Here is a 23,496-nt window from a genome sequence, read left to right as displayed (position 1 = left end):
CAGAAAAGCCCCGGCCGTGCCGGGGCTTTTCTTATTATCAGAATAATAATATTTGTTTGTGAATGCCTCGGGAGTGTATTAAAATTTACACATAGGAAAAGGAGGCAGATAAACATGTGGGAAAATATTTTCCAAGCGATCGACGATTTGTACGACAAGATGGTCGAAACGAGAAGGTACTTACATCAGCACCCGGAAGTTTCCTTTGAAGAGGAACAGACAGCGAAATACATTGCAGATACATACGAGAAGCTGGGCATCCCGTATGAAACGGGCATAGGAGGTAACGGCGTCATCGCCACTCTGAAAGGCGGGAAACCAGGTAAGACCGTCGCTCTGCGTGCGGATTTCGACGCACTTCCGATTCAGGAGGAAAACGATGTCCCCTACCGCTCGAAAAACGACGGTGTCATGCATGCCTGCGGCCATGACGGTCATACAGCAGCGCTCCTCGGGTTAGCAGAAGCCGTTCTGCCGTATAAAGAAGAGATTCCGGGAACGATCCTGTTTCTTCATCAACATGCCGAAGAATATGCTCCCGGCGGGGCGAAACCGATGGTGGAAGCCGGAGCTATCGACGGCGTCGATGCTGTCTTCGGTACCCACTTATGGGTCGATGCCCCATTCGGAACGATCCAGACGTCCAAGAGCGCGTTCATGGCCGGTGCCGACCGCTTTGAGATCACCATTCACGGTAAAGGCGGACACGGAGCAATGCCTCATCAAACAAAAGATGCTATTGTCATCGGCTCCCAGCTCGTCACTTCCCTGCAGCAAATCGTGAGCAGACGTGTAGACCCACTTAAAACGGCTGTTGTCACTATCGGAACGTTCGAGGCAGGACAAACATTCAACGTCATTGCTGACTCCGCTAAAATTACCGGTACCGTCCGGACGTTCGAAACAAAAGTCCAGGATTCCATTATCGAAGAAATCGAGAAGATCCTGAAAGGGACATGTACCGGTTATGATGCAGCGTACACCCTGGAATATCATAAAGGATATCCTCCCGTCATTAATCATGCGGAAGAGGCCGAGTTAATCCTTAAAAATGCTCCGAAAGCAGAAGCCGGGCTGAAAACAGAAGAAATAGCTCCAAGTATGGCCGGCGAAGACTTTTCCTATTATTTGCTGGAGAAACCGGGCGCCTATTATTTCACCGGAGCAAGACTACCGGACCACTTTTACCCTCATCATCACCCGAAATTCGACTTTGATGAGCGGGCAATGAAACACGCTGCAAAGACGCTGTTCCAAACATTCCTCAGCTACCAGGAAAACCATAAACATTAAAGAATCCGGAGACGGCAGCACTGCATCGCCGTCTCCCCTAAATGATGAAGCATTCTGCCATTTACGGCGAATCCCACTACAGCCCCGACTCCAGGGAGCAGTTGGAACAGCTTCACAAAATCAATCGTATCCCGATATTCCTGCTGAAGAGTCTGCCAATCCATCTGCTTCGCTTCTTCCGGAAGCTCTTCCCACTTCCAAAGCTTTTCTTTCACCCCTGCTCTCGCCTCATCACTTGAGAAAGCGAGCAGAAATATATGAAGAAGATAAAGCCTTTCTTCATACCTTTCCACTTGCCATCCATAAACCTGACCTGCATCAAATAAAAACTTCATTTTTATACTTAAGAGCAGTGGGAAGTCGGCCAACCCGATCCAGAAACCTCCGAGGCCTGTTCCAGCCCCCTCTAATGCCGCACTCCTGCTATATTTACGGCGCAGTTCCATCACTTTCTCTTCCTTTTCTGCAAACGTCCATTCCGGATCTACTTCGACCCGATCTATATATTTCGATGTTGTCAAAGCGGTTTCGATCATTCCTTTGACGGCTTCCGTGACTACCTTATGCACGTTGTCCGGAATTTTATCATTCACTTTCGTCTGAAACCGCTTGGATGACCGCTGCAGCCGGGAAGGTCGTTTCTCAAGCGCGCGGGCCCATCGCTCGGCTTCACTCTTTACACGTGATTCATAGGACATGTATCTCCCTCCATTCCGATTATTATATGAAAAATCCGGACATGCCGGTCTTCCGAGGAGGAATGCCGGGACAATGTCCGGATGAAGCCGGGCCGTAAACGTGTACGTTTCTAAACCAGCTTTTGTTTCACATAACTATTTATAAATAGATAGCTGAATACTGCTCCGCCTCCCCAAACGATGACGAGACCGACAGGGTTCCATTGGACAAGGAATAAGAGTCCGAAGAGAAATGTCTGAAACAGCATAAGCTGCTTCATCCAACTAAGCAGCGCTTTCGTTTTCCATTCCTTCTTTAATGGATAAATATCCATCCAGGCAATCGTCCGGTGATGGTTCCAGAGCGACATCATTTGAAAAGCGGTCAAATAAAGAAACAGGAGAGCGAAGGCCGCTTTGAACCAGACATTCGGAACGAACCAGACAGCGAGACCGCCTATGACGATCAAACGGAAATACATGCCCAGATAATCACTGCTTCTGACGAACGTAATCCGGTATAAATAAGCGAAAGCCTGGTCTTGCCGATAGGTCAGTCCACCAATCAGTGCCCGAACTAAACCATGTCTTTTCTTGACGGTGTTCTTCAAATGAGGGACATCCGTAAACATATTGGCGATTCTGTAAAACGTACGCATCCTTTGCTGGTCTTTTTGTACAAGCAGATCCCAAGTCAGCCCGGCTTTTTTTCTGGAAAGGTTGTACGAATAAAGAACGACGACCACAAGCAGAACGGTTACGATACTTGCAAACAACCACTCCCCTTTCGCCAGGAAGTAAAAGATGACGACATTCAGGACGGCTTTTACAAGCTGGTCCGTGACTCGGATCCGCGGACTGCGTTCTTTCAGCATCCACCAGTTCGACAACATATTCCACACCTTGATGATGAGTGCGACTCCGATCATCATCAAATAATGGCGGGTGCCGAATTCCGGATAAGTGGCGAAATACAGCGGCCCAAGCGCAGCACCTATCAGGAAAATGAGGTATAGCTGGATGACATAGCTGTAGTACAAGCAGCGTCTGAAATAATCTCCGAGCTGATATTCTGCAGGAAGAAGAAACACTAGGTCCGGCTCTTTGAGAAGCGTACGCACCGGGCTGTAGCTCACCATATATCCGAAAGCCGCACCTACGATCAAAGCCGTTGGAAAGCCTTCCGGGATATCCTGCAGCCACTGCTGATAGAAATAGGCGAGAGCGGAAACGAAGAAGAACATCGCAACGGCCATGTGACCGTTAAAAATGTACTTCAAGTACCGGTTCGTTTCTTTCATATGTGCGGAGAAGCGTTTTTTCCAAAATTCCTTGGCATTAATCATGCTGCTCTTCCTTCGTCAGTTCCACATAGATATCATCAAGTGATGCCTGCGCTTTACCAAACGAACGGCGCAGTTCTTCCAGCGTGCCTTGTGCGCGTATTTCCCCGTCATGAAGAATGATGAAACGATCGCAGTACTTCTCGGCCGTCGCGAGGATATGGGTCGACATCAGGATTCCAGCCCCTTTGTCGCGCATATCCTCCATCATCTGAAGATAGGACTGGATTCCGAGCGGATCGAGACCGACGAACGGTTCATCGACGATATACAGCTCTGGTTCGATCAGGAAAGCACACATGATCATCACCTTCTGTCTCATCCCTTTCGAGAAATGAACAGGGAACCATTTCAGCTTCTTCTCCATCCGAAATTCTTTTAAGAGCGGGTCCATCCTTTTCTTGAATTCATCCTCCGGAACGTTGTAAGCCATCGCGGTCAAATGCAGGTGTTCATAAAGAGTCAGTTCATCGTACAGGATCGGCATTTCCGGTATATAACCGAGCTGCTGCCTGTATTTCTCCGGCTCTTCATCAAAAGAAGTTCCGTTGATGGCGACCTTTCCTTTCTTCGCCTGCATCATGCCGATGATGTGTTTGATCGTCGTACTCTTCCCTGCTCCGTTCAGTCCGATCAGACCGACAATTTCCTGTGGATTCACATCGAAGGAAATGCCGTGCAGGACGTTTTTGTGCGTATAACCTCCGTGGAGATCTTCAATATGTAATAAAGGTTCCATTGTATTCCCCCATTTTCTTGAACATCACGTTTGCCAAAATTTTATCATATTTCCTTCCGCGATACACTTTTCGCCGTCGAGAACAGCAGAGTTTCTGTGATACAATGAATGACAAAAGAAAAGGAGTGTTGACATATGGCAGAATCGTGTATTTTTTGTAAAATTATCGACGGCGAAATCCCGTCGGCAAAGGTATATGAAGATGAAGACGTGTACGCCTTCCTCGACATCAGCCAAGTGACGAAAGGACATACCCTCGTCATCCCGAAACACCATACACAAGACGTGTACCACACCGATCCGGAAACAGCTGCCCGCCTGTTTTCGAAGGTACCAGCCATAGCGAACGCAATCAAAAAGCAGTATGAACCGATCGGAATGAATATCCTGAACAATAACGAAGCTCCGGCAGGACAGTCGGTTTTCCATCTACATATCCACCTGATTCCCCGCTACGGCGAAGGGGATGGGTTTGATGCCAAGTGGGAAGTGCATACCGACGACTACTCAAGCGATGACCTGCAGACAATCGCAGCCCAGATCGGGAGCCATCTATAAAACAGCCGTCTTTTTTGATTTTTAACGAGCTTTTGATATAATATCTGCATACGATCGCAGGTGGTCATGAGGACACACCTGGACGTAAATACAGTAGAGACCAGCATAGTTGAGGAGAGGTTTGTAAATGAATATTCGAGTATTAGTCATGTTATCGTTGTTAGTAGGAATTGGAGCCGTGCTTCACGCCGTAGCACCGCCGTTTTTCTTCGGGATGCGTCCGGATATGATGCTTGCCATGATGTTCTTAGGGATTCTGATGTTTCCAAAAGTACCATATGTGCTTTTAATTTCCCTTGCGACTGCGTTCATATCCGCACTTACGACCACAGCCCCGGGCGGCCAACTGGCCAATATCATTGATAAGCCCGTTACTGCTTTCGCATTTTTCGCTCTCGTACTGATGACGAAGAAAATCTCTCATCATAAAGTCACACAGCCTGTACTTGCCGGCATCGGCACGATGATCAGCGGATCGATTTTCCTAGCCGTTGTTCTTTATATCATCGGGTTGATGGATGCCAGTTTCGGTATTATGTTCGCAACCGTCGTGTTGCCTGCAACTGCCTTTAACATCCTGTTCATCGCGGTAGTCTACCCGATTGCCACGAAAATCATGAAACGGACATCCATCGCCAAGACAGCCGCCGGTGTGACAGCAAAATAACAGCAGAGGATGCTGCAAGGGCACTACGGGCGTAGTGCCCTTGATTTACTACTTCGAGGAGCAAGGAATTTTTTGTTGTTTTTCATGTTTCAATCATACATATTAAGAGAAAATATAAATAAGAGCCATTTTCGAAAGGAGACGGAATATGCCAAACGGTAAATCATTAGCTTTAGGTTTTCTTGTCGGAGGTACGGCAGCAGCCATTTACACCCTGCTTAATACGCCTTCTTCCGGGCGGGACTTCAGGGAGAACGCGAAACTGAGGAGTGAGAATTTGAAGAACACCGTCCTCAGTTTGAAAGAAGAAGGATTCCAGTTGAAGGATCAGATTGCTCAGACTTCCAAAGAAGGCGCGGAGCTGATCAAAGAGCTTTCCGAAGACGTGAAGACTTCCATTGAAGGCTGGAAGCGTACCGTAGAGCCTCATCAGAAGAACATTCAAAAGTACTTGGAACAGATCGAAGAAAGCTTGAAAGAGCTGGAAGAGAAGGCCAAAGCAGAACAGCCGGGCCACACAACCCAGCCAAGTCATGAAGTCATTAACCACCAGTAAACGCAAAGGACTCCTGCTGCACGAAGCGGGAGTCCTTTTTTTAAACCTGACGTCTTTATCAACATTGGAGGTCTCTGAATATTTTCATGAAGAAATCTTCCACTTACGTCTTGCTCCATTTGAGAAGACACTGAATCACTAAAATCAAAGCGGTTGTGAACGAATGAAAACATCATGTAAACATGTTACTCCTCTGACTTCCCCACAGTTTTGAAGATGTCTTTTGCATCGAAATCTCAAAACTGCCCGCCCTTCCAGTCAATTTATGTTAAAATACCTATACATTTATAGTTTGAAATCGTCAGTCTCGGGAAAGTGTTCCATAAGGGAGGACACCCGGCGTCGAGAAATTTTTATACTATATCAGCACATTATATCTTGATAATTCATAGAAATTTTATATCATTAATAGTGGAGAAGGATATCATCGTAAACTAACGCATTATATCTTTTTATGTTAGGACAAACGTGTCAAAATATAAGCTAATACAAAACCAAAAGAAGGTGAGATGTATGAAGGATAAAGTTTCCAAGCGAGAGGCGATTTTCTATAGTCATAAAATGGCGCAGTTGTCCAAGGCGCTTTGGAAAGCCATCGAAAAGGATTGGCAAGATTGGATTAAGCCGTTCCAGTTGAACATTAATGAACACCATATTTTATGGATTGCTTACCATTTAAAAGGTGCGAGCATCTCAGAGATTTCAAAATATGGAGTCATGCATGTATCCACTGCCTTCAATTTCTCGAAGAAAATGGAAGAGCGAGGCCTTCTGCAGTTTTCCAAACGGGAAAATGATAAGAGAAACACATACGTGGAATTGACTGCAGACGGAGTCGAACTGTTGGAAGCAACACTAAATGAATACAATCCAGAAGATAATTCTGTGCTGCGTGGTGTGATGCCGATGACAGAAATGTATGGGAAATTACCGGAATTCCTTGATTTATCTGCCCTGATTAAAGAGATCTACGGAGATGAATATATGGAAATTCTAGAACGTTCTCTTGAGAATATTGAGCAGGAGACAAACATCAAACAGCCTACGGATATCGAAAGTTACAAGCAACAGTCTAAATCTTCGTAAATAACAGGCAATAAAAAACCCTTTCCTCGAACCGATTCGGGGAAAGGGTTTTTTATGGTTTATGTAGTAGTAATAGTCTGCTGATCAACTCTTCGTACAATCCTTCTTCTAAAAGAGCTTCCAAGGATTCGCCGACAGGGAGCTTGGGACAGAGCATCCCGGCATAGTGCAGCAGCAGCGGCGTATGATCCATTAATCCGATTTCCTTCTCCTGTTCATAGCGAGCTTCTAACGTATCCAGCAGATGCATCGTCTGCCGATACTCCCTCTTTGTCACTTCCCGATCAATAACCAGCCTTGTAAAAGGATATCTATCCATCTCTTCCACGTCCAGCAGCAACTGCAAATGAAACGCACATAAATCCCCATTATTTTCTTTATTCACAATCTTCCCTCCACAACGCCTTGTTAACGCTTTATTTACAGGGGTTACCTATCCGTTCCCTGCAAGTTTAAAAGACAATCATTTTTTTACATAAAACCTATTGCTTTTTGTGTAGAAACATACTATTATTCCATTTGTGCCGCTTAATCGGCTGTCAAACAATCAAACATATCTTATTTATTCATTATACAATTACACCATTTTTAGTAGCAAGGGAGGGATTCTTATGATGAACTGCTGGAAATCAGTCAACATCAATAAAGAATTCGGCTTGAATCGTCTTTTACTCATGTCTTTCATGACAGGTTTACTGTCGTTTTTACTTTTGTATCTGCCTTTTTCCATGATTCATGGCAGCCACGATGTGAACGATCGAGGCTTTCTGCCATTTCTATTACTGATGTTCTTTCTGCCGTCGATTCACCGGCTGATGCACATGCTGCCACTTATTCTTAGTTATAAGCGGCTGCACGTTAAGTTCCGGGTCAAGAAAAGATGCGTTCCGACTTTCACTTACCAATGCAAGACAAAGCTTTCGAAACAGACATCCATCGCTATGGCTCTTGCGCCAACGATGTTAATTACGTTTCCGGCGTTGATCATGGGATATATGTTCCCTCACTACTTCGCTTACTTTGTCCTGCTGGCATCTGTGAACATCGGCCTGTCTTTCCCGGATTACCTTTATCTGAATCATTTCGCGAAAGCACCGAAGAAATGCCTGATCGAAAACGCCAAGGAAGGATACGACATCCTTATCCACCAGCCTAAAGCGTGACAATAAAACAGCGCCCGTTAAAAGGGGCGCTGTTTTTTATCATGAGGGGTGTTTTTTCTGTTCATTCCATCCAAATTTTGATAGAGTAGTTTCATAGGGAATAAAGGAGGTTCTTCAACATGGCAATTGGATTCAGCTTGTACGCGCTCGTCATTCTATTCGTGTTTAATTCACTCACTCATTCCTTATGCTTAAAGACGAAAATGTCGAATGAAAAGCAAACCCGCGTCTTCCGGACTATTAATGTGTTGATTACAATCTTATTGATTTCATCATATGTGGAAGTACTGAATACACTATAAGAAGCAGGCAGGCAGGTTCTCCTAACCCGGCCTGTTTTTTTATGTCTTCCATCGCATCCACTTCTTATTCCCCCTTCTGCTATAAGAAAAACGTCGATTAACCAATTATTCACACATTTTATAGGGTCCATATAGAACTGACGAAGGAAAATATGTTATATTAACTCATAGGCTGTTAAGATAAAACCTCTACGTCAGGAAAACTACATTACAGGTTTAGGAGTGTCCAAGCTATGAAGAAAATAGTCATAAGTGCTGCCTTAGCAGCAAGTGTACTTACCCTGTCCGCATGTTCATCGGATGCCGATGAGTCCGAAGCGGTCGTGAAAACAAAAGATGGAGAAGTGACGAAGGAAGAGTTCTACCAGGAACTGCAAAACCAGGCTGGAGAGCAAGTCCTGAATCAACTTGTCCTGGAAGAAGTGCTGAAGAGCAACTACGAAGTTTCCGATGAGGAAGTCGACAAAGAATTGCAGAAGATCAAAGACCAAACCGGTGATCAATTTGAAGACCTTCTGAAACAGAGCAATATTAAAGATGAAGATGAATTCAAAGAAACGCTTCGTTTAAGCCTACTGCAGGAAAAAGCAGCGACTGAGGACATCGAAGTCAAAGAAGAAGAAGTGAAGGAATATTATGACCGCATGAAGACGGAACTTCAAGCGAGCCATATCCTTGTAGAAGATGAAGAAACAGCGAAGGAAGTCGAGCAGAAACTTGCCGACGGGGGAGATTTTGCTGAGCTTGCGAAAGAATACTCCACAGATACAAGTGCAGAGAGCGGTGGAGAACTCGGCTGGTTCGGTCCGGGACAAATGGTTGAAGAGTTTGAAGATGCTGCATACGGATTGGAAAAAGGCGAAGTAAGTGACCCTGTCCAAACTTCTTATGGATTCCACATCATCAAACTTACAGATACGCGTGAGGTGGAAGACGTAGGTTCTTACGAAGATGAAAAAGCTGAAATTGAACGCACACTGAAGAGCAGCAAGCTCGATCAAGCTGCCATTCAGGAAAAAATGGATCAAATCATCGAGGATGCCAATCCTGATGTGAAAATCGACCAATTCAAAGATCTTTTCGATAAAGAAGAAGCCGATTCCGAGCAGCAGACAGAAGAATAATACTCCATCAAAAAAGCCAGGTGAGCATTCACCTGGCTTTTCATTTGGAAACGACTGCCTTCTTCTTCCGCTCCCGTTCCTGTTCCATCCGCTTTAAATACACTTGCCCTTCCCTCTCGATATGTTCCTGCTCCAGACTCTGCTCCGCTTTCATTGCACGGAATGCCATATAGCCGCTTAAAAATATAAAAACAACACACAAGATGACCCAAATTGGAAATCCGAATAGCATGGATATATCCTCCCTATCCCATTTGTCACTATCTTATGTAGGAAAGAAGTAGTTTATGAACAAGCTTCTCCATTAAGCTGCACTTTCCTTTTTCTCCAGCCTGTGAAACATGACACTATATACTCCGGCACTCAACAAAGCGAAGACTCCTAACAATACAAAGGTCATGGTAAAGCCTAAGTAGTTGGAGAGGATGAGGCTGAATGGTGCTAATAAACGCCCGAGGGTAAACCTCAACGATGCCGCTGAGAAATATTGACCGCGCATATCTTCCGGGGCAAGTTTCGATACAAAGCTCTCCTGTATACCGACGACCATCAATTCAGCAAACGTAAAGAGTGCCATGGCGAGGACAAATACCCAAATGGATTGCGTGAAACCGTACAGAACAATCCCGCATGCGTACAAGAGACTCGAACCGATAAAAACCCATTTTTCTTTATAACGAGTCATCCATCTGGTGACAATGACTGTGAACAAAGCAACAAGCAGGCCATTTTCAGCCAAAATCAAACCGAAGGCCCTTTCGCCGGAAACGGTCCATTCCCAATTCCCGAATGCAAGCAGGGTTTGATTGTCGATGACTTCACTTGTGTACACAGCTATCAATAAATCAAGCTGCATGAATGTTTGAGCGACGAGGACACCGGCCACAATGAACAAGAGGAACAGCTTGTCCGTTGCGATGAGTCTGTAAGCAGCCAATTCCTCCCATAAGACGGCAAAGAACCCTTTCCCCTCTGTTTTATGACGCTCTTTCACCTGCACCGTTTCTTCAAGGAAATACCAAAGCACAAAGGCAAGCACTGCGGTAACGACGATCCCTGTCAAAAGCATCTCAAATCGGTGCTCATAGAAAACGTAACTCCCGATCAACGGTCCGATGACGACCGCGATATTAATGGACGTATAGAACACAGCGAAAACACCTGCGCGGTGCTTCTCTTCCACGACATCCGCCACCATTGCGTGCGAAGCCGGCCAGTATAACGCTCCGAAAACCCCGAGCAGGCTGAAAGCCGTGAAGGTCAACCAAGGTGAATCCAGCCAGGGGGAATTCGCAGCAGCAAACAGCACGAATGCCCCGCATTCTCCAAGAGCTGAGAAAACCATCATCTTCTTTCGGCCGAAACGATCGGCACAATAGCCGCCGGTCAGACTGGCGACGACCGAAAATGCCTGTGACATGATCAACATCAGGCCGGCTTGATCTTTTCCGAAAGAACGTTCAAAAAAGATGGTCATGAAAGGGAAGAATGCCCAGAACAGTACATTCATCGTCCCTTCTCCAAACAAACGGATCTTTAAATTTCTATCCCAGTCTTTCCACTTCATTTTTTATTTCTCCTGTCCATATAAAATGCTCCACTTCCACACGTGTTCCATCATACGGCATCGTGCGCATAAGCAGAGCACCATCCTTTTTATTACGATGTTAACTCGATCGTATGGGCAGAGCGGAAATGCACAGACAAGTCGCTTCTCCATGAGAAAAGCAGCACCTGATTCCTCAAAGAAATATCTTCCAGAATCTGCAGCATCGTATCAAGACGATCCTTATCAAAATGGACAAACGCATCATCCACAAGAAACGGAAGCTGGAACGAATCCGCCATGGTTTCCGCCAAGGCAAGACGGAAGGAAACATACAACTGGTCCCTCGTACCTCTGGATAGTTCTTCAGGATTGTAGACGACGCCATCCCCATCCCTTACCTGTATAACCTCCGTACCTTCCGAAAGAAAAATCTCCCCGTACTTGCCCTTCGTAAGCTTATGAAAATAACGTTCCGCCGTATCCATCACACGAGGTAGATAGCCATCCTTGTACGCTTGCTTGGTTTTTCTAAGAAACTGAAGTGCCACTTGATATTTCGCCCACTCTTTCACTTGTTCCTGAAGGCGGTCTTTCTCTGTTTGAAAACGATGTGCCGTTTCCGAGCGCCGACCGGAACGTTCCAGTGATTGAAGCTTGCTTGTCGTTTCCACAAGCAATTTCTGGGTATCCTTCTTCTTCGCTTCCAGCTGCTCTTTCTCTGCCTGAAATTTCTCCACTGTTGCATGAAGAAACGATTCGTCAGGGACCATCGACCATACGGCGTATTCCTGCTGCTCTTCGTCCGACAGCATTCCCTCCACTCTTTGTCCGAGTTCATAAAGCCGTGCGTGAAGATCTTCTGCTTCCTCTTTCTCCTTCGACTTCAACAGGAAGTCTTCTTCCTTATCAACACCTGCCATGGAAAAAAGCTCATACTTTTTATCCTGATAGACTTTCATCCGATCCAGGCAGGTTTTCTTCTTTTCCTTCATTCCTAAAATGGATTGTTCCAGCTGCTGCCTTCTTTCATCGATCTTTTCCTGCTCATGAATCCAGTCCGAGAGCCGCTGCCATCCTCTCTGCACATCCTTCGAGTTATATTCCCATTTCATCTGGTGATGAAAAGCTTTCAGCCGCTCTTCAGAAAGAAGAAGCTGCTCTCTATTCTCTTCCATTCTCTTCACCGTTTGATTCAACTCCAACTTCTTATCCCGGGCTCTCGTCAATAGATGATAGAGTTTTTCCCAATAAGCGAGCTGCAACGATGTCAGGAATGGGTACAGACTTTTCTGTTCGTCGATGCCGGCGTCCAGTCTATTCTTTCTCTGCGACAAATGGCTGCGCTTCTCCTCAAGTCGAATCTCCTCTTGGCTGAGTCGTTTCCATTGCTGGTGCAAATGTTCCCACTCCGCCTGAAGCTTTTCCTCTCTCTTTATCTGTCTTCTCGCTTCCTCCAGGCCGTGCGGGGATATAGGAAGCTTATTTGACGCAGATACAGCGAGGATGCGGATCCTTTTATGACTCATAAAGGCGGCTGCTCCGCTTATGGCGGCGAGTCCAAGGAGGAGTAGATAAAACCATCCATTACCAGCGCCTGATGCAATCAGAATACCGATAAACAGGACAAAACCCGCAGCTGCACCTGCACCAACCGTTCTCCGTTTATAGAGCTGATCCTTTGTCGTACGTCCCTGTCTGTCCGGATTGGAAGCGGCAGCCGACTCATAAGCAGCTTCTATCTGCTTTTCATACCTGTCCCGCTGATCCCTGCTGATCCGTTCTTCCTCGATCTCTGCCTTTCGGACTTCTACACGATCAAAAGTCCGCGACATTTCCGTCCACTGTTCTTCTATACGACGCTCTTCCTGCTCCACCATTTGGGACTCTGCATGTAGATCACGCCATGTTTCCTCAATATAGAAAGGCAGAGTATACTCGTCGAGTTCCTCCACTCCCACCGGAACATCCATATTCTTCAAGTCCCTGTTGACAGATTCATTCAAGGACAGTCGGCGCTCTTCCAACTGTTCCTGTTCATGGCTGAGCCTCTCGTACCCCTCTTTTTCAGCTAAAACAGACGGGGCCAACCCCCCCATATCTTCATCCACCTTGTCCAGGAGTTCCGCCTGTTCCTCTCTCAGCTCTTCTATCCTGCTTTCCAGCATTCTTTGTTCCGACTCTAACGGAAGCAGAGATTCTCTTAACTGCTGGTAACGTTCTCTTCCGGACACCGGGAAGGGAAGGTTCTTATCTTTGCCTTCCGCCTCTTCCTTCGTTTGGTGATACTGCAGCAGCACCGGCCTCGCTTTGATTAGCTGCTGTGCTCTGTATAGACGGTTCAAATTCTCCTGCCACGCTTGGTCAAGATAATCGAGTTCCTCGCGCGTACGCTTCTCTTCCTCCAGGAATCGCTGGTAATCTTTCTCTTCCATTTCAGCCGCTCTTCGCTCGCGATCGAGATTTTCCAATCGTTGCAGCTGCTCGTTAATGATCGGCTTTCTCCCTTTCGGCTTAAAACGGTCTTCCGTCATCTTCTCCAACCATTTCTCAGTTTGATAAATTTCGTCGGACCCTGTGAGACCGATATTCAGCAGTAACTCGCCAAGATTTTCTCCGGTAACTTCCTCCAGGGAAAGAAGGTCTTCAGAATTGAAGCTGAATATCGATTGATACACATGCCGATCAGCGGCTCCGAGAAGCTCTCCTAACCATTCTTCCCCATATTCTTCCCCTGTTTCCATCCTACAGACGGCACGGCCGTTATGACGATCATGGATGCGCTCGATCGATACGACCCCTTCTGTTTCCGTCTCTATCACCAACCGCCCCCCCATTGCTCCGCCGGATTTCGGCAGATAACGTTCCCTTTGTTTTGGATTCATACCGAAAAGCATGAACAGGATGAATTGATACAACGTCGACTTACCTGCTTCATTCGGGCCGGTTAACAGGTTCACCTGAGTAGTGGAGAGCTCCATCGACTGGTCGTTCCATTTTCCGAATCCGTAAATTTTCCACTCGAGGATTTTCACTCGCTGTCCTCTCCCTTCCATAACCGGTCAATGGTCAGCGCCTTCGCTTCCTGCATGATGGAAAGTCGTTCTTCGCTGGACATCTCTGCCGCATATTTAGCTATTTTCCGATGTTGAAAGACTGGAGCCAGCCATTCCTCCAGTTCTGCGTCCCCTATTTCATCAGATATCTTTAAGAGCTCACCGGGAAAGTGGTTTCCACGTCGAAGTTCCGCTTCTTCCCAGCCAGGCTGATCATTAATAACGACACGATCGATCCATATCCAATCTTCCCTGTTTACATCTTCCGCTTCGTTCAGGACTTCCACCCACTCATCGACTGTCCCTTGCTCTGCCCATCGCTTGAGCACTCCACCTTCTGCTGTCAGCGTCACCTCCAGCATAACAGCAGACTTCGCTCCACCGACTTGCGACTTCGCTTCGTCTAATGCCTTTTCAATCGCCTGTGGATGATCGGATAAACAAGCTGCCTTCTTCGCTTCGAACGTTACCGTATGCAGCGGCAGGAAGCTGCGGCTCCAGGTTCCGTCTTTATTTTCCACCAGATAGCAGCCTTTTTCCCCTTGTTCCTTCATGGATCTTCCCTGGATGTTTCCCGGATACACGATTGGCGGATCCTCGGAAAGTATGCTTCGCTTATGAATATGACCGAGCGCCCAGTAGTCCATGTCACGCTCCCTCAATTCACTTATTGTGAACGGAGCATATACATCATGATCGCTGTTCGAATCCAAGCTGCCGTGGAGCATTCCGATATGATATGCCGGGGCCCCTGTACGCTTGTATTCGAGTGCTTTTCTGTCTTCCACCGCTTTTGTTTCATAACTGAAGCCATATATATGAGCGAGTGGCTCCCCCTGCTTTTCATATATAAAATGTTCTACATTCTCTGATCGAAAAATATGTACATTGTCAGGGAACTCAATTGGATCTTCCATCCCCTTCGTAAAGTCATGGTTACCGTAGCTTAAAAACACAGGGATTCCAAACTTCTTCAAGCGTTTGAATCCTTCCCGGAGGTGAACCTGTGCTTTCAGACTCCGGTTTTCTTCATTATATAAGTCACCGGTAATCAGCACAAAATCCACCTCATGCTCAATAGCTGCCTGGACCAGCTTATCGAATGCATGGAAGGTACTTTCGCGCAGCTGCTCCAGTATACGATCATCGAGATGTCCCTTCGTCTTGAAGAGGCTGTCGAGGTGCAGGTCCGCACTGTGGATAAAACGGATCGGTTTATGCATGTAGACTTTCCCCTTTTCCAATAGCTTTGTCTTCATTTTACCAAACGAAAGAAACGAATGCACGTTCCCCTATAACACAAAAAAAGATCTGCGGAAGCCCTCTCCCGCAGATCTCCAGCTTTATTTTTCCTTTTTAGATAATTGAAGGGCCGTCTTCACATCCTTGAGTGACGTGGATTTCCCGTACATGAGAACACCGCCGCGGTAAATCCTTGCACCGATGACGGCAAGCAGTACGATCGATCCAATAAGAACCCCTAGGGATAAAGCTACTTCCCAACCGGGTACATCCAGCATACCTACACGCAGGAACATAAGCAGCGGCGTAAAGAATGGGAAATACGAAGCTGCTGTGATGAATGTGGCATCCGGCATGCTTAAGCCCACTATTGCCAGGAAGAAGGCGATGACGATCATCATGATCATCGGTGCAACGATCTGCTGGGCGTCCTCCAGTCTGCTGACAAGAGAACCGAGCATAGCTGCAAGCGTAGCATAAAGCAGATAGCCGAGCAGGAAGAAGATGACGGCATAGATAATGGTCATCGGCTCAATATTGGTCAGACCGATGAAGCTGAGGAATGTATCTTCGCCTCCATCAGCACTCTGTTTCAAGCCAATATACCCAGCCAGGATAAAGACGGCAAACTGAGTCAAACCGAGCAGAGCAATTCCGATGATTTTTGCAAACATCTGCGATACAGGTGAGACGGAAGAAATGAGTATTTCCATGACGCGGCTCGACTTCTCCGTCGCCACTTCCGTCGCTATCATATTGCCGTACATGATGACGGAAAAATACATAAAGAACAGCATGATGTAGACGATCCCACGCGTTTGTTCCAATTCTTCGGCCGTTTTTGCACTCTCTTCCAAAGCTACCAACTCGAAGACGACCGGCTGATTAATCTGCTGAAGGACTTCCGGATCGACGTTCGCATCTTGTGTCACCTGAAGGACCTTCATTTGTTCCAGTGCTTGGCGGACAGGTTCACTCTCTCCTGTATTAGCGATCTGATCCGCATAATACGTCGCGACAGGCAGGCCGGATTCATCCGCTTCTATTTCGATAATGGAATCATAATTGCCGGATTCCACTTCCTCTTTTGCTTCATCGAGGTTCCCTTTGTAATTCGTTAATTCCATCTCTTCATTGGTCGATAGTGTCTGTTCCAGTGCAGCGTACCATTCCGGATTTTCAGAAAGGACTGCTACTTCCCTGCTGTCTTCTTCTCCTGAGAATGTTTCGATGATGGATTGAAGGTTGGAAACTAGAAAAATAAGAGCAACCATCACAACCGTCGTGATGACGAATGATTTCGACTTCACTCTGTTTTTATAGGCATGCCCCATCATAATGAAGAATTTATTCATAGGAAGACCCCACTTTCTCAATGAAAATATCATTCAAGGTAGGCTCTTCTAAATCGAAGGTGCGTACGAATCCTTTCCCATGAAGCGCTTCAAACACGCGGCCGGCAACCGATTCCTCCGCAATCTGCAATTCGCATCCTTCCGACATGGACTTGTAAGCCGTCACCCCTTCCACCGCCTCCAAGTAGGACGTATCGAAGTCCGCATGTACACGGATATTCTTTTTTCCGAAAGAACGTTTAATGTCCTTCAACTTTCCATGGACAACCGGGCGGCCGTGATGCATGATGCATAAATGCTCACACAATTCTTCTACATGCTCCATCCGGTGGGAAGAGAAAACAATCGACGTGCCTGCTTCTTTCAAATCGACGACAGCAGACTTAAGCATCTCTACATTAACCGGGTCTAATCCGGAAAAAGGCTCATCGAGAATCAGCAGCTTCGGCTTATGTAAAACGGCAGATATGAACTGAATTTTTTGCTGGTTTCCTTTGGACAACTCCTCGACTCGTTTCTGTTCATACTCCGGCACTTTGAAACGTTCGAGCCAGGCTTTAACTTCCTTTACGGCTTCTGCCTTCTTCATCCCGCGTAAAGAGGCGAGATAGACGAGTTGGTCACGAACCTTCAGTTTCGGATACAGCCCTCTTTCCTCCGGTAAATAACCAATTAAATGACTCTTATCGTAACCGACGGTCTCGCCCTCCCACGTAATCTCTCCTGCTGATTGATCCAGCAGCCCGAGAATCATCCGGAACGTCGTCGTTTTTCCCGCACCATTCGCACCAAGAAACCCGAAGATCTGCTTTTCCGGTATTTCCAGCGATAAATCATTCACAGCTGTAAACGACCCGAACTGCTTCGTCACAGATTTTAATTTCAATGTCATGCCTTTCTCTCCCCTTTCTGTACTCTATACGTACGCCCTATTTGAACAAAAGGTTTCATAATCAAGGAAAATAAAAGAAATCCAGCTTCCATGCAGGATTTTCCCGTATGAAAAGCCAATGTAAGAAAATGAACGATTATTCACCTGAGGAGGCATTGCCATGAAGCGTTACTACTTAACCGTATTCGAAAAGGACGGCACAAATGTACTGGATGAAGCATTCGAAGCAGAGAACGATGACAAAGCGAAAGATATTGGTTCTCAAAAGTTAGCAGAGAAGGGATACGACAGCTACACTCACCGCTGTGTATCTCCGGACGGCCGTCTCGTCCTGTTTCACCGATGAAATAAATCAAGCCACGCATCTTCAGGTGCGTGGCTTTCCTACTTTCTTATCTCCCGGTAAAATGTGGTCTTCGCTTTTCAACGAATGCACGAACGCCTTCTTCATGATCGGCGGTCTGCCTCAGCTGCCACTGCGCTTCCCTCTCATCTGCAAGATAACGCTGCAGTTGAGGCATTTGATATTGATGATAGATCTGCTTTGTTGCAATCATCGAAGATAATGGACGCCTGCTCCAATAGGCAGCGAACGTATCCGCTTCGGCCTGTATGTCTCCCTCTACAACTTTATCCACCAGTTTATGCTCGAGAGCTTGTTCGGCCGTCATCTGTTCTCCAGCCCAGACGAAGTGCTTTGCTTGATGGGTTCCAAGCCGTTCTTGAAGCCAGAAATGACCTCCTCCATCCGGAGCGAGACCAATACCAATGAAATTCATCGAAAGCTTGGCGTCCGCATCCGCGATAATATAATCAGCCGAAAGGGCAATGCTTAATCCTAATCCTACAGCTGGTCCGTGAACAGCGGCTATGACAATCTTAGGCATACGGAATATCGACGTCACGATGGATTCAATATCATTCATAACAGCAGCAAATACATCTTTATCCGCCACTTCCGTCATCATCGTAACATCCCCACCCGCACAAAATCCCTGCCCGTCTCCTGAAAGGACGACAATCTGCGCCTCACACGCCTCTACATCGTGGAGCGCCTGGACAAATTCCTTAAGCATTCCCGCATCAAGGGCATTGTATTTCTCCCCTCGGGCGATTTTCAAATGGACGACATTATCTTTTTCTTCTATGATATATCGACTCATATCCATTCCCCTTCGTTGATAAGAATTGAACCATGCATACTCTTTCGTGAATGACCATTCATTTTCCTGCTTTGATCGACAGCATTCCCTTGTTTTTGCCTTTTCATCTTTAAAAAGGCAAAAAAAACGCCGCCCTTTTCAGGCGGCGTGTACGAATTACTTACTGTTGAGGTGCTTCCGGGTTACCGTAAAGCTCTTCCAACGGCTTCGTGATGATGCGGCTGATGTCATTGATAACCGTGTTCAGACGCTGTTCTTCTTCCATAAGCTTGGAGATTTGAGGGTGCTGCTGAACAAGCTCTACCACGTTGCGTGCCTGTTCCACTTCTTCCTCTGTAATTTCCTGACCCTGCATTTGTTTCTGCTGCAGGTTGATTTGTGTTTCGCGGAAATCATCGAACATTTTCTTCGCAGCTTCGTCGTTCATGACTGCTTCATAAGCACTTTTCAGTCCGTTGAATTCCTCGCTGTTGCGGATTGCTTTCTCAAGATCATATGCGTGATCGTATAGGTTTGACATAATTTACGTACCTCCTAAGATTTCGTTCTTTCAAAACTCCTACCCCACTATAACAAACTCATTTCGTTCTGTATAGGAATTACCGGTTATCCCATCAATAAGACAATCAATCCCTGTAATATTCCGATTAATCCACCGAGAAGAGCACCAAGATACGTAATCATCTTAAATTCCCTTCTGGAAATGCCGAGAACCATTTCCTCCAGTCGATCGACTTGAAAGGCTTCCACTTCTTCCTGAACAATGTCTGCAAGTTTCATCGTAGACATGAGACCTTCTATCTTCGAGGATAACAGGACGATCGATTTCTGAACGACCACAGGCACGAACTCTTCTACAATCTTCTTCTGATAAGGAGCTGTCCACTCCTGTACCGTCCGGTTCATCCACTCTTCCACAGGGAGGGCGTTGGAGGCTGTCCTGCCTAGAGTTTTGCTGATCGTCCGGCTTCCGACCTTATCTTCAAAGAAACCGACCGGCTGCTCGAGCAGCTTGTCCTTCTCTTTACGAAGCATCGACTGCAGCCAGTCATTCATCTCTCTATCGGAAACATACTTTAGTATAAGGGGATAAATACGCTCCGTCAGTCCCTCCGGACCGATGAATGAGGAAATCATGCTGCCAAGAAAACCTTGGTTGTCCATATAATTTTCAATGAGCGCCTCCACTTTCTCCCGGCCTTCCCCACTTCGGAAGTATTGTTCGACGCTCGCCTGCAGATGCCCGGCCAGAGCTTCTATACTTTCGTCCGCCTGTTCCAGCCATTGCTCTTTCAGAACCTCTTTAAGCGGAACCGTGCGATATCGTTCCATAACCAGATCATAACGCTCTTCGACCCATGCTTCTATCTGTTGTTCCAACATAGCGGTCGAAACGTCCACGTGATACTTGTTGAGCAGGTCACGTAAAGGCTTGTCCTGCTGCAGTAATTTTTGAACCTCACGGCCGGCAAACGCGGTCATCTGTTCCTGAAATTTCGGATGCTCCAATTTCCTTCGAAGTCCTTCTGCTGTCAACAGATGGTTGACGACCATCTTTCCAAGCTGCTGCGCCAGTTCTTTCTGACGCTTAGGAATCAACCCGGGTGTAAATGGAAGTCGGAATTTCCCTATATAAACCGCCCGGTACGGACGGAAAAGCATCTTAATAGCCAATGAATTCGTCAAACCACCAATCAGGGCCCCGATGGCGACCATCATGATGATGAGTAGTACTGGATTCATGCTCAACCTTCTTTCCAATCATAGTGTACCAAGTATAATCGATTTCCACGTCTCGTGCCAATAAGAGAAGAAGCGCTTCCTTTCCTCATCGTTTCTGCCATATCGGGCAGAATGTAAAAAAGGAGGTGAGAAAATGACGAAGAAGCGAAAGGAAGCTCCCGAAGGAAAAGATAAATATGAGCTGGATGTCGACCGTATGATCAATGAAGGTATGGCCGGCGGCACGGTCCTCCCTGTGTACGGCAGAGAACAAATAGGAGAAGCCCATGAGATCCCGGAACAGGCAGAAAATAAGAAAGACGGGAAATAAAAAAAAGCTGTCGCTAAAAGGTCTGGGTTCCAGACGCGGTGAAGCGACAGCTTTCTTTATTCCGACGAGCTCATCGGCTTTTAACAATCATTTGAACTGCTTCATTAATTAAATCCTCCGCTGATTCTCCTTCTTCATGTGCCTGACGAATGCATCCTTCCAGGTTCTTCGCCACGATGTACCCGATTGCACGGTCCATTGCAGAACGGGCAGCGGAAAGTTGGGTGATGACATCTTTGCAGTCCTTTTCTTCTTCCATCATCTTCAACACGCCCCGGACCTGTCCCTCAATTCTCTTCAACCGATTCTTGGTCTCCTGACCGTAGACGCTTTTTTCCTTCAATTGATCCATGTCTTTTTCCTCCTCTCCACTAACACCCTTTATCTTATTTTGATAACAGCGCTTTGCGTAATTCCTATATTGTACTACTATATTATTAAATATTCTAATGAAAAGGAAGAGAGCCGAGCTATGACGATAATCGATCAACTCACACGTATATACCCTTCGATCTTATTACAGAAACCTAAAAACAGAAAAGAGGCAGCAAAATTCCAATGGTTTACGACGGAGGACGGCGATTTGGTCGGTATTGACAAAGCTGCACTTCACGATAAAGAAGCAGACCTGCTGTCGATTTTCCTCACGCCGATCAACGAGAGGCACGGGGAACCGACAAGAGAAGCCCAATGGCGGCAAATACTTAAAGGCCAGGACAAAGCTCCTGATTTCCATCCGCCTCGGGCCTTTCGTTTCTTAATTTTCTCCATCAAGGATACAACGCCTGATAAGGAATCGATACAAGAAGCTTTCCAATCGCTTTTCCCGGAGGAAGTACCAATTCTTTGGAAGAATAACCGGGAAGGAATGATTATTGAAGAAGTATTTCAGGAAAATCAGGAACTGCTCACTTTGGAAGGCATCCCGGACATATTGATGAGCGATCTCTATACCGACATCCGCTTCTATGTCAGTGATACGGAAACGCATATTCAAGATGCGCGCACCGTATTCCTCTGGTCCGAAAGGGCAGCAGCTATTGCAGCCGATTATCATTTGGGTCCCGTCGTGTCCTCCATCGAAATCCTGCCGTACCTTTTTCTAGATTCTCTAAACAGAGAGGATTGGAATTATATGAAACGAACCGTTTTTTCAGATATGGACGAGGAGAAGGAACTGCTTGATACCATCCGGGTGTTCCTCGAGTCCGGTTCCAACACGACTCTCGCGGCTAAGAAATTGTATATGCACCGGAACAGCCTGCAATACAGGGTCGACAAATTCATTGAAAGAACAGGACTGGATGTAAAGAAATTTGAAGTGGCAGTCCCGGTATATCTGGCTCTTTTGCAAATGGAACAGTAAAATCCGACAAAGTGCACAAACCAATTCGACAGAGGTTTGTGCACTTTGTCCATTTACCAGATCAAGGAACTCCGCTACACTGAAGCTAATAAGAAAACGTTTTCAGAAAGCGTTTTTAAAAATTAGCACAGGGGGAAATGATCATGGCAGAGTTAATGTTGAAGAATATCGATAAGATCTATGATAAAAATGTGAAAGCGGTAGATGATTTCAATTTACATATCGACGATAAAGAGTTTATCGTTTTCGTCGGTCCTTCCGGCTGTGGAAAATCCACCACTCTCCGGATGATTGCCGGATTGGAAGAAATCAGCGGCGGCGACTTCATGATCGATAATAAGCGCATGAATGATGTTGCTCCTAAAGACCGCGATATCGCGATGGTCTTCCAGAACTACGCCTTGTACCCGCACATGAACGTTTATGATAATATGGCATTCGGCCTGAAGCTCCGTAAAATGGACAAGAGTGAAATTGAGCGACGCGTAAACAATGCTGCCAAGATTCTTGGTCTGGAAGCTCTTTTAGACCGTAAACCGAAAGCGTTATCAGGCGGACAACGCCAGCGTGTTGCGCTGGGTCGTGCCATCGTACGTGATGCCAAAGTGTTCTTAATGGATGAACCGCTCTCCAACTTGGATGCGAAACTTCGTGTGCAAATGCGTGCCGAGATTCAGAAGCTGCACCAGCGCCTGCAGACGACAACGATTTATGTTACCCACGACCAGACGGAAGCGATGACAATGGCGACGAGACTTGTCGTTATGAAAGACGGAATCATTCAGCAGGTCGGTGCTCCTAAAGAAGTTTATGACAAGCCGGATAACGTGTTTGTCGGTGGTTTCATCGGTTCTCCCGCCATGAACTTCCTGAACGGAACGCTGGCAGATGGGCACATTGAGCTCGGTGAAATTAAGATTGCCGTTCCTGAAGGTAAGATGAAGCCGCTTCGCGAGCAGAATTATATCGGCAAAGATATTATTCTCGGCGTCCGACCGGAAGATATGCACGATGAACCTTTGTTCATTGACGCCAACCAGGATAAGAAAATCACAGCTGATATCGAAGTTGCGGAATTAATGGGATCCGAATCCTACCTGTACTCTAAAGTAAACGATCAGGAATTCATCGCACGTGTGGACTCCCGCTCAGACATTCAAGGCGGAGATAAGATTGAATTAGCGATCGACATGAACAAAGTCCACTTCTTCGACAAAGATACAGAACTGCGTATCCACTAATATACGTCAATCTTACAGCCACCGATTTTACGTATAAACGAAAAGAATCCGGCAGAACCAATAATGGTCATGCC

26 protein-coding genes are annotated in these 23,496 nt (G+C 46.4%); 12 read left to right on the top strand and 14 right to left on the bottom strand.

The genetic code is table 11. From position 1 onward, the window contains the following. Positions 1-114 precede the first annotated feature (114 nt). Entirely contained in the window at positions 115-1,293 is a 1,179-nt protein-coding gene (locus AXG56_RS01085) for a M20 family metallopeptidase (protein WP_062512854.1), read from the top strand. Here the strand turns inward: AXG56_RS01085 and AXG56_RS01080 are convergent. From AXG56_RS01080 to AXG56_RS01070, 3 genes are all read right to left on the bottom strand, one after another. Further along, positions 1,290-1,991: an EcsC family protein gene (locus AXG56_RS01080; protein ID WP_008634779.1), complete on the bottom strand. Its 702-nt coding sequence runs from the start codon at positions 1,989-1,991 to the stop codon at positions 1,290-1,292. The two genes, AXG56_RS01085 and AXG56_RS01080, sit on opposite strands and share 4 nt — an antisense overlap. 110 nt (positions 1,992-2,101) lie before the next feature. After that, complete coding sequence (locus AXG56_RS01075; RefSeq protein WP_008634777.1) at positions 2,102-3,316, bottom strand: ABC transporter permease; 1,215 nt, start codon at positions 3,314-3,316, stop codon at positions 2,102-2,104. Next, positions 3,309-4,052, bottom strand: a complete 744-nt coding sequence (locus tag AXG56_RS01070; RefSeq protein ID WP_062512852.1) for an ABC transporter ATP-binding protein — start codon at positions 4,050-4,052, stop codon at positions 3,309-3,311. The genes AXG56_RS01075 and AXG56_RS01070 overlap by 8 nt, the downstream gene beginning before the upstream one ends. Before the next feature lie 135 nt (positions 4,053-4,187). Between AXG56_RS01070 and AXG56_RS01065 the strand changes: the two genes are divergently transcribed. From AXG56_RS01065 to AXG56_RS01050, 4 genes are all read left to right on the top strand, one after another. Continuing rightward, on the top strand, positions 4,188-4,610 hold the full coding sequence (locus AXG56_RS01065; protein ID WP_062512850.1) for an HIT family protein: 423 nt from the start codon (positions 4,188-4,190) through the stop codon (positions 4,608-4,610). 127 nt (positions 4,611-4,737) lie between these two features. Beyond that, entirely contained in the window at positions 4,738-5,277 is a 540-nt protein-coding gene (locus tag AXG56_RS01060; protein WP_008634771.1) for a tryptophan transporter, read from the top strand. A 148-nt stretch (positions 5,278-5,425) separates the two neighbouring features. Further along, the gene (locus tag AXG56_RS01055) at positions 5,426-5,833 is read left to right on the top strand and encodes a YtxH domain-containing protein (protein ID WP_062512847.1); all 408 of its coding nucleotides are present in this window, start codon (positions 5,426-5,428) and stop codon (positions 5,831-5,833) included. Positions 5,834-6,346: 513 nt separating this feature from the next. Further along, positions 6,347-6,919 (top strand): HTH-type transcriptional regulator Hpr, encoded by a 573-nt coding sequence (locus tag AXG56_RS01050; protein ID WP_062512845.1) that lies wholly within the window; start codon positions 6,347-6,349, stop codon positions 6,917-6,919. A 52-nt stretch (positions 6,920-6,971) separates the two neighbouring features. On the opposite strand, the gene AXG56_RS01045 is transcribed toward AXG56_RS01050, so the two are convergent. Then, positions 6,972-7,304 carry a DUF1878 family protein gene (locus AXG56_RS01045; protein ID WP_008634765.1) on the bottom strand — a complete coding sequence of 111 codons (333 nt, stop codon included), beginning with the start codon at positions 7,302-7,304 and terminating at the stop codon, positions 6,972-6,974. Between the two features lie 226 nt (positions 7,305-7,530). Between AXG56_RS01045 and AXG56_RS01040 the strand changes: the two genes are divergently transcribed. From AXG56_RS01040 to AXG56_RS01030, 3 genes are all read left to right on the top strand, one after another. Continuing rightward, entirely contained in the window at positions 7,531-8,082 is a 552-nt protein-coding gene (locus tag AXG56_RS01040; protein ID WP_008634763.1) for a DUF3267 domain-containing protein, read from the top strand. Between the two features lie 119 nt (positions 8,083-8,201). After that, a complete protein-coding gene (locus tag AXG56_RS01035; protein WP_008634761.1) occupies positions 8,202-8,384 on the top strand; it encodes a hypothetical protein in 183 nt (60 codons plus the stop codon). A 233-nt stretch (positions 8,385-8,617) separates the two neighbouring features. Then, positions 8,618-9,508, top strand: a complete 891-nt coding sequence (locus AXG56_RS01030; RefSeq protein ID WP_008634760.1) for a peptidylprolyl isomerase — start codon at positions 8,618-8,620, stop codon at positions 9,506-9,508. A 40-nt stretch (positions 9,509-9,548) separates the two neighbouring features. On the opposite strand, the gene AXG56_RS01025 is transcribed toward AXG56_RS01030, so the two are convergent. From AXG56_RS01025 to AXG56_RS01000, 6 genes are all read right to left on the bottom strand, one after another. Then, positions 9,549-9,740, bottom strand: a complete 192-nt coding sequence (locus tag AXG56_RS01025; RefSeq protein ID WP_008634758.1) for a sporulation YhaL family protein — start codon at positions 9,738-9,740, stop codon at positions 9,549-9,551. A 72-nt stretch (positions 9,741-9,812) separates the two neighbouring features. Further along, positions 9,813-11,075, bottom strand: coding sequence for an MFS transporter (locus tag AXG56_RS01020; protein WP_008634757.1), 1,263 nt, complete (start codon positions 11,073-11,075; stop codon positions 9,813-9,815). Between the two features lie 92 nt (positions 11,076-11,167). Next, positions 11,168-14,089, bottom strand: coding sequence for an AAA family ATPase (locus AXG56_RS01015; RefSeq protein ID WP_062512843.1), 2,922 nt, complete (start codon positions 14,087-14,089; stop codon positions 11,168-11,170). Next, positions 14,086-15,333 (bottom strand): DNA repair exonuclease, encoded by a 1,248-nt coding sequence (locus tag AXG56_RS01010; protein ID WP_051348946.1) that lies wholly within the window; start codon positions 15,331-15,333, stop codon positions 14,086-14,088. Before AXG56_RS01010 ends, AXG56_RS01015 begins: the two co-directional genes overlap by 4 nt. A gap of 120 nt (positions 15,334-15,453) precedes the next feature. Then, a complete protein-coding gene (locus AXG56_RS01005; protein WP_026578336.1) occupies positions 15,454-16,707 on the bottom strand; it encodes an ABC transporter permease in 1,254 nt (417 codons plus the stop codon). Continuing rightward, on the bottom strand, positions 16,700-17,599 hold the full coding sequence (locus AXG56_RS01000) for an ABC transporter ATP-binding protein (protein ID WP_008634754.1): 900 nt from the start codon (positions 17,597-17,599) through the stop codon (positions 16,700-16,702). The genes AXG56_RS01005 and AXG56_RS01000 overlap by 8 nt, the downstream gene beginning before the upstream one ends. Positions 17,600-17,759: 160 nt before the next feature. On the opposite strand from AXG56_RS01000, the gene AXG56_RS00995 reads away from it, so the two are divergent. Continuing rightward, positions 17,760-17,945, top strand: a complete 186-nt coding sequence (locus AXG56_RS00995; RefSeq protein ID WP_026578335.1) for a YhzD family protein — start codon at positions 17,760-17,762, stop codon at positions 17,943-17,945. Positions 17,946-17,991: 46 nt separating this feature from the next. On the opposite strand, the gene AXG56_RS00990 is transcribed toward AXG56_RS00995, so the two are convergent. The 3 genes from AXG56_RS00990 to AXG56_RS00980 all read right to left on the bottom strand — a co-directional run bounded on the left by AXG56_RS00990 (position 17,992) and on the right by AXG56_RS00980 (position 20,505). After that, on the bottom strand, positions 17,992-18,762 hold the full coding sequence (locus AXG56_RS00990) for an enoyl-CoA hydratase (RefSeq protein WP_026578334.1): 771 nt from the start codon (positions 18,760-18,762) through the stop codon (positions 17,992-17,994). 160 nt (positions 18,763-18,922) lie between these two features. After that, a complete protein-coding gene (locus AXG56_RS00985) occupies positions 18,923-19,282 on the bottom strand; it encodes a YlbF family regulator (protein ID WP_008634748.1) in 360 nt (119 codons plus the stop codon). Positions 19,283-19,368: 86 nt separating this feature from the next. After that, positions 19,369-20,505, bottom strand: a complete 1,137-nt coding sequence (locus AXG56_RS00980) for a DUF445 domain-containing protein (RefSeq protein ID WP_026578333.1) — start codon at positions 20,503-20,505, stop codon at positions 19,369-19,371. A gap of 133 nt (positions 20,506-20,638) precedes the next feature. Between AXG56_RS00980 and AXG56_RS19615 the strand changes: the two genes are divergently transcribed. After that, positions 20,639-20,815, top strand: coding sequence for a hypothetical protein (locus AXG56_RS19615; RefSeq protein ID WP_008634745.1), 177 nt, complete (start codon positions 20,639-20,641; stop codon positions 20,813-20,815). Between the two features lie 70 nt (positions 20,816-20,885). Here AXG56_RS19615 and AXG56_RS00975 read toward each other — a convergent pair whose 3' ends face one another. Next, positions 20,886-21,167: a metal-sensitive transcriptional regulator gene (locus AXG56_RS00975; protein WP_008634743.1), complete on the bottom strand. Its 282-nt coding sequence runs from the start codon at positions 21,165-21,167 to the stop codon at positions 20,886-20,888. A gap of 120 nt (positions 21,168-21,287) precedes the next feature. Here AXG56_RS00975 and AXG56_RS00970 point away from each other — a divergent pair, with 120 nt between their 5' ends. Together AXG56_RS00970 and AXG56_RS00965 are read left to right on the top strand one after the other, a co-directional pair. After that, on the top strand, positions 21,288-22,181 hold the full coding sequence (locus AXG56_RS00970) for a CdaR family transcriptional regulator (protein WP_026578331.1): 894 nt from the start codon (positions 21,288-21,290) through the stop codon (positions 22,179-22,181). A gap of 143 nt (positions 22,182-22,324) precedes the next feature. Next, positions 22,325-23,422: an ABC transporter ATP-binding protein gene (locus AXG56_RS00965; RefSeq protein WP_008634738.1), complete on the top strand. Its 1,098-nt coding sequence runs from the start codon at positions 22,325-22,327 to the stop codon at positions 23,420-23,422. Positions 23,423-23,496 lie beyond the last annotated feature (74 nt).

Source organism: Halobacillus sp. KGW1, assembly GCF_001592845.1.
Taxonomy (GTDB): domain Bacteria; phylum Bacillota; class Bacilli; order Bacillales; family Halobacillaceae; genus Halobacillus.
The sequence above is the reverse complement of the archived record's forward strand: the minus strand, read 5'-3'. Positions and strand labels throughout refer to the sequence as shown.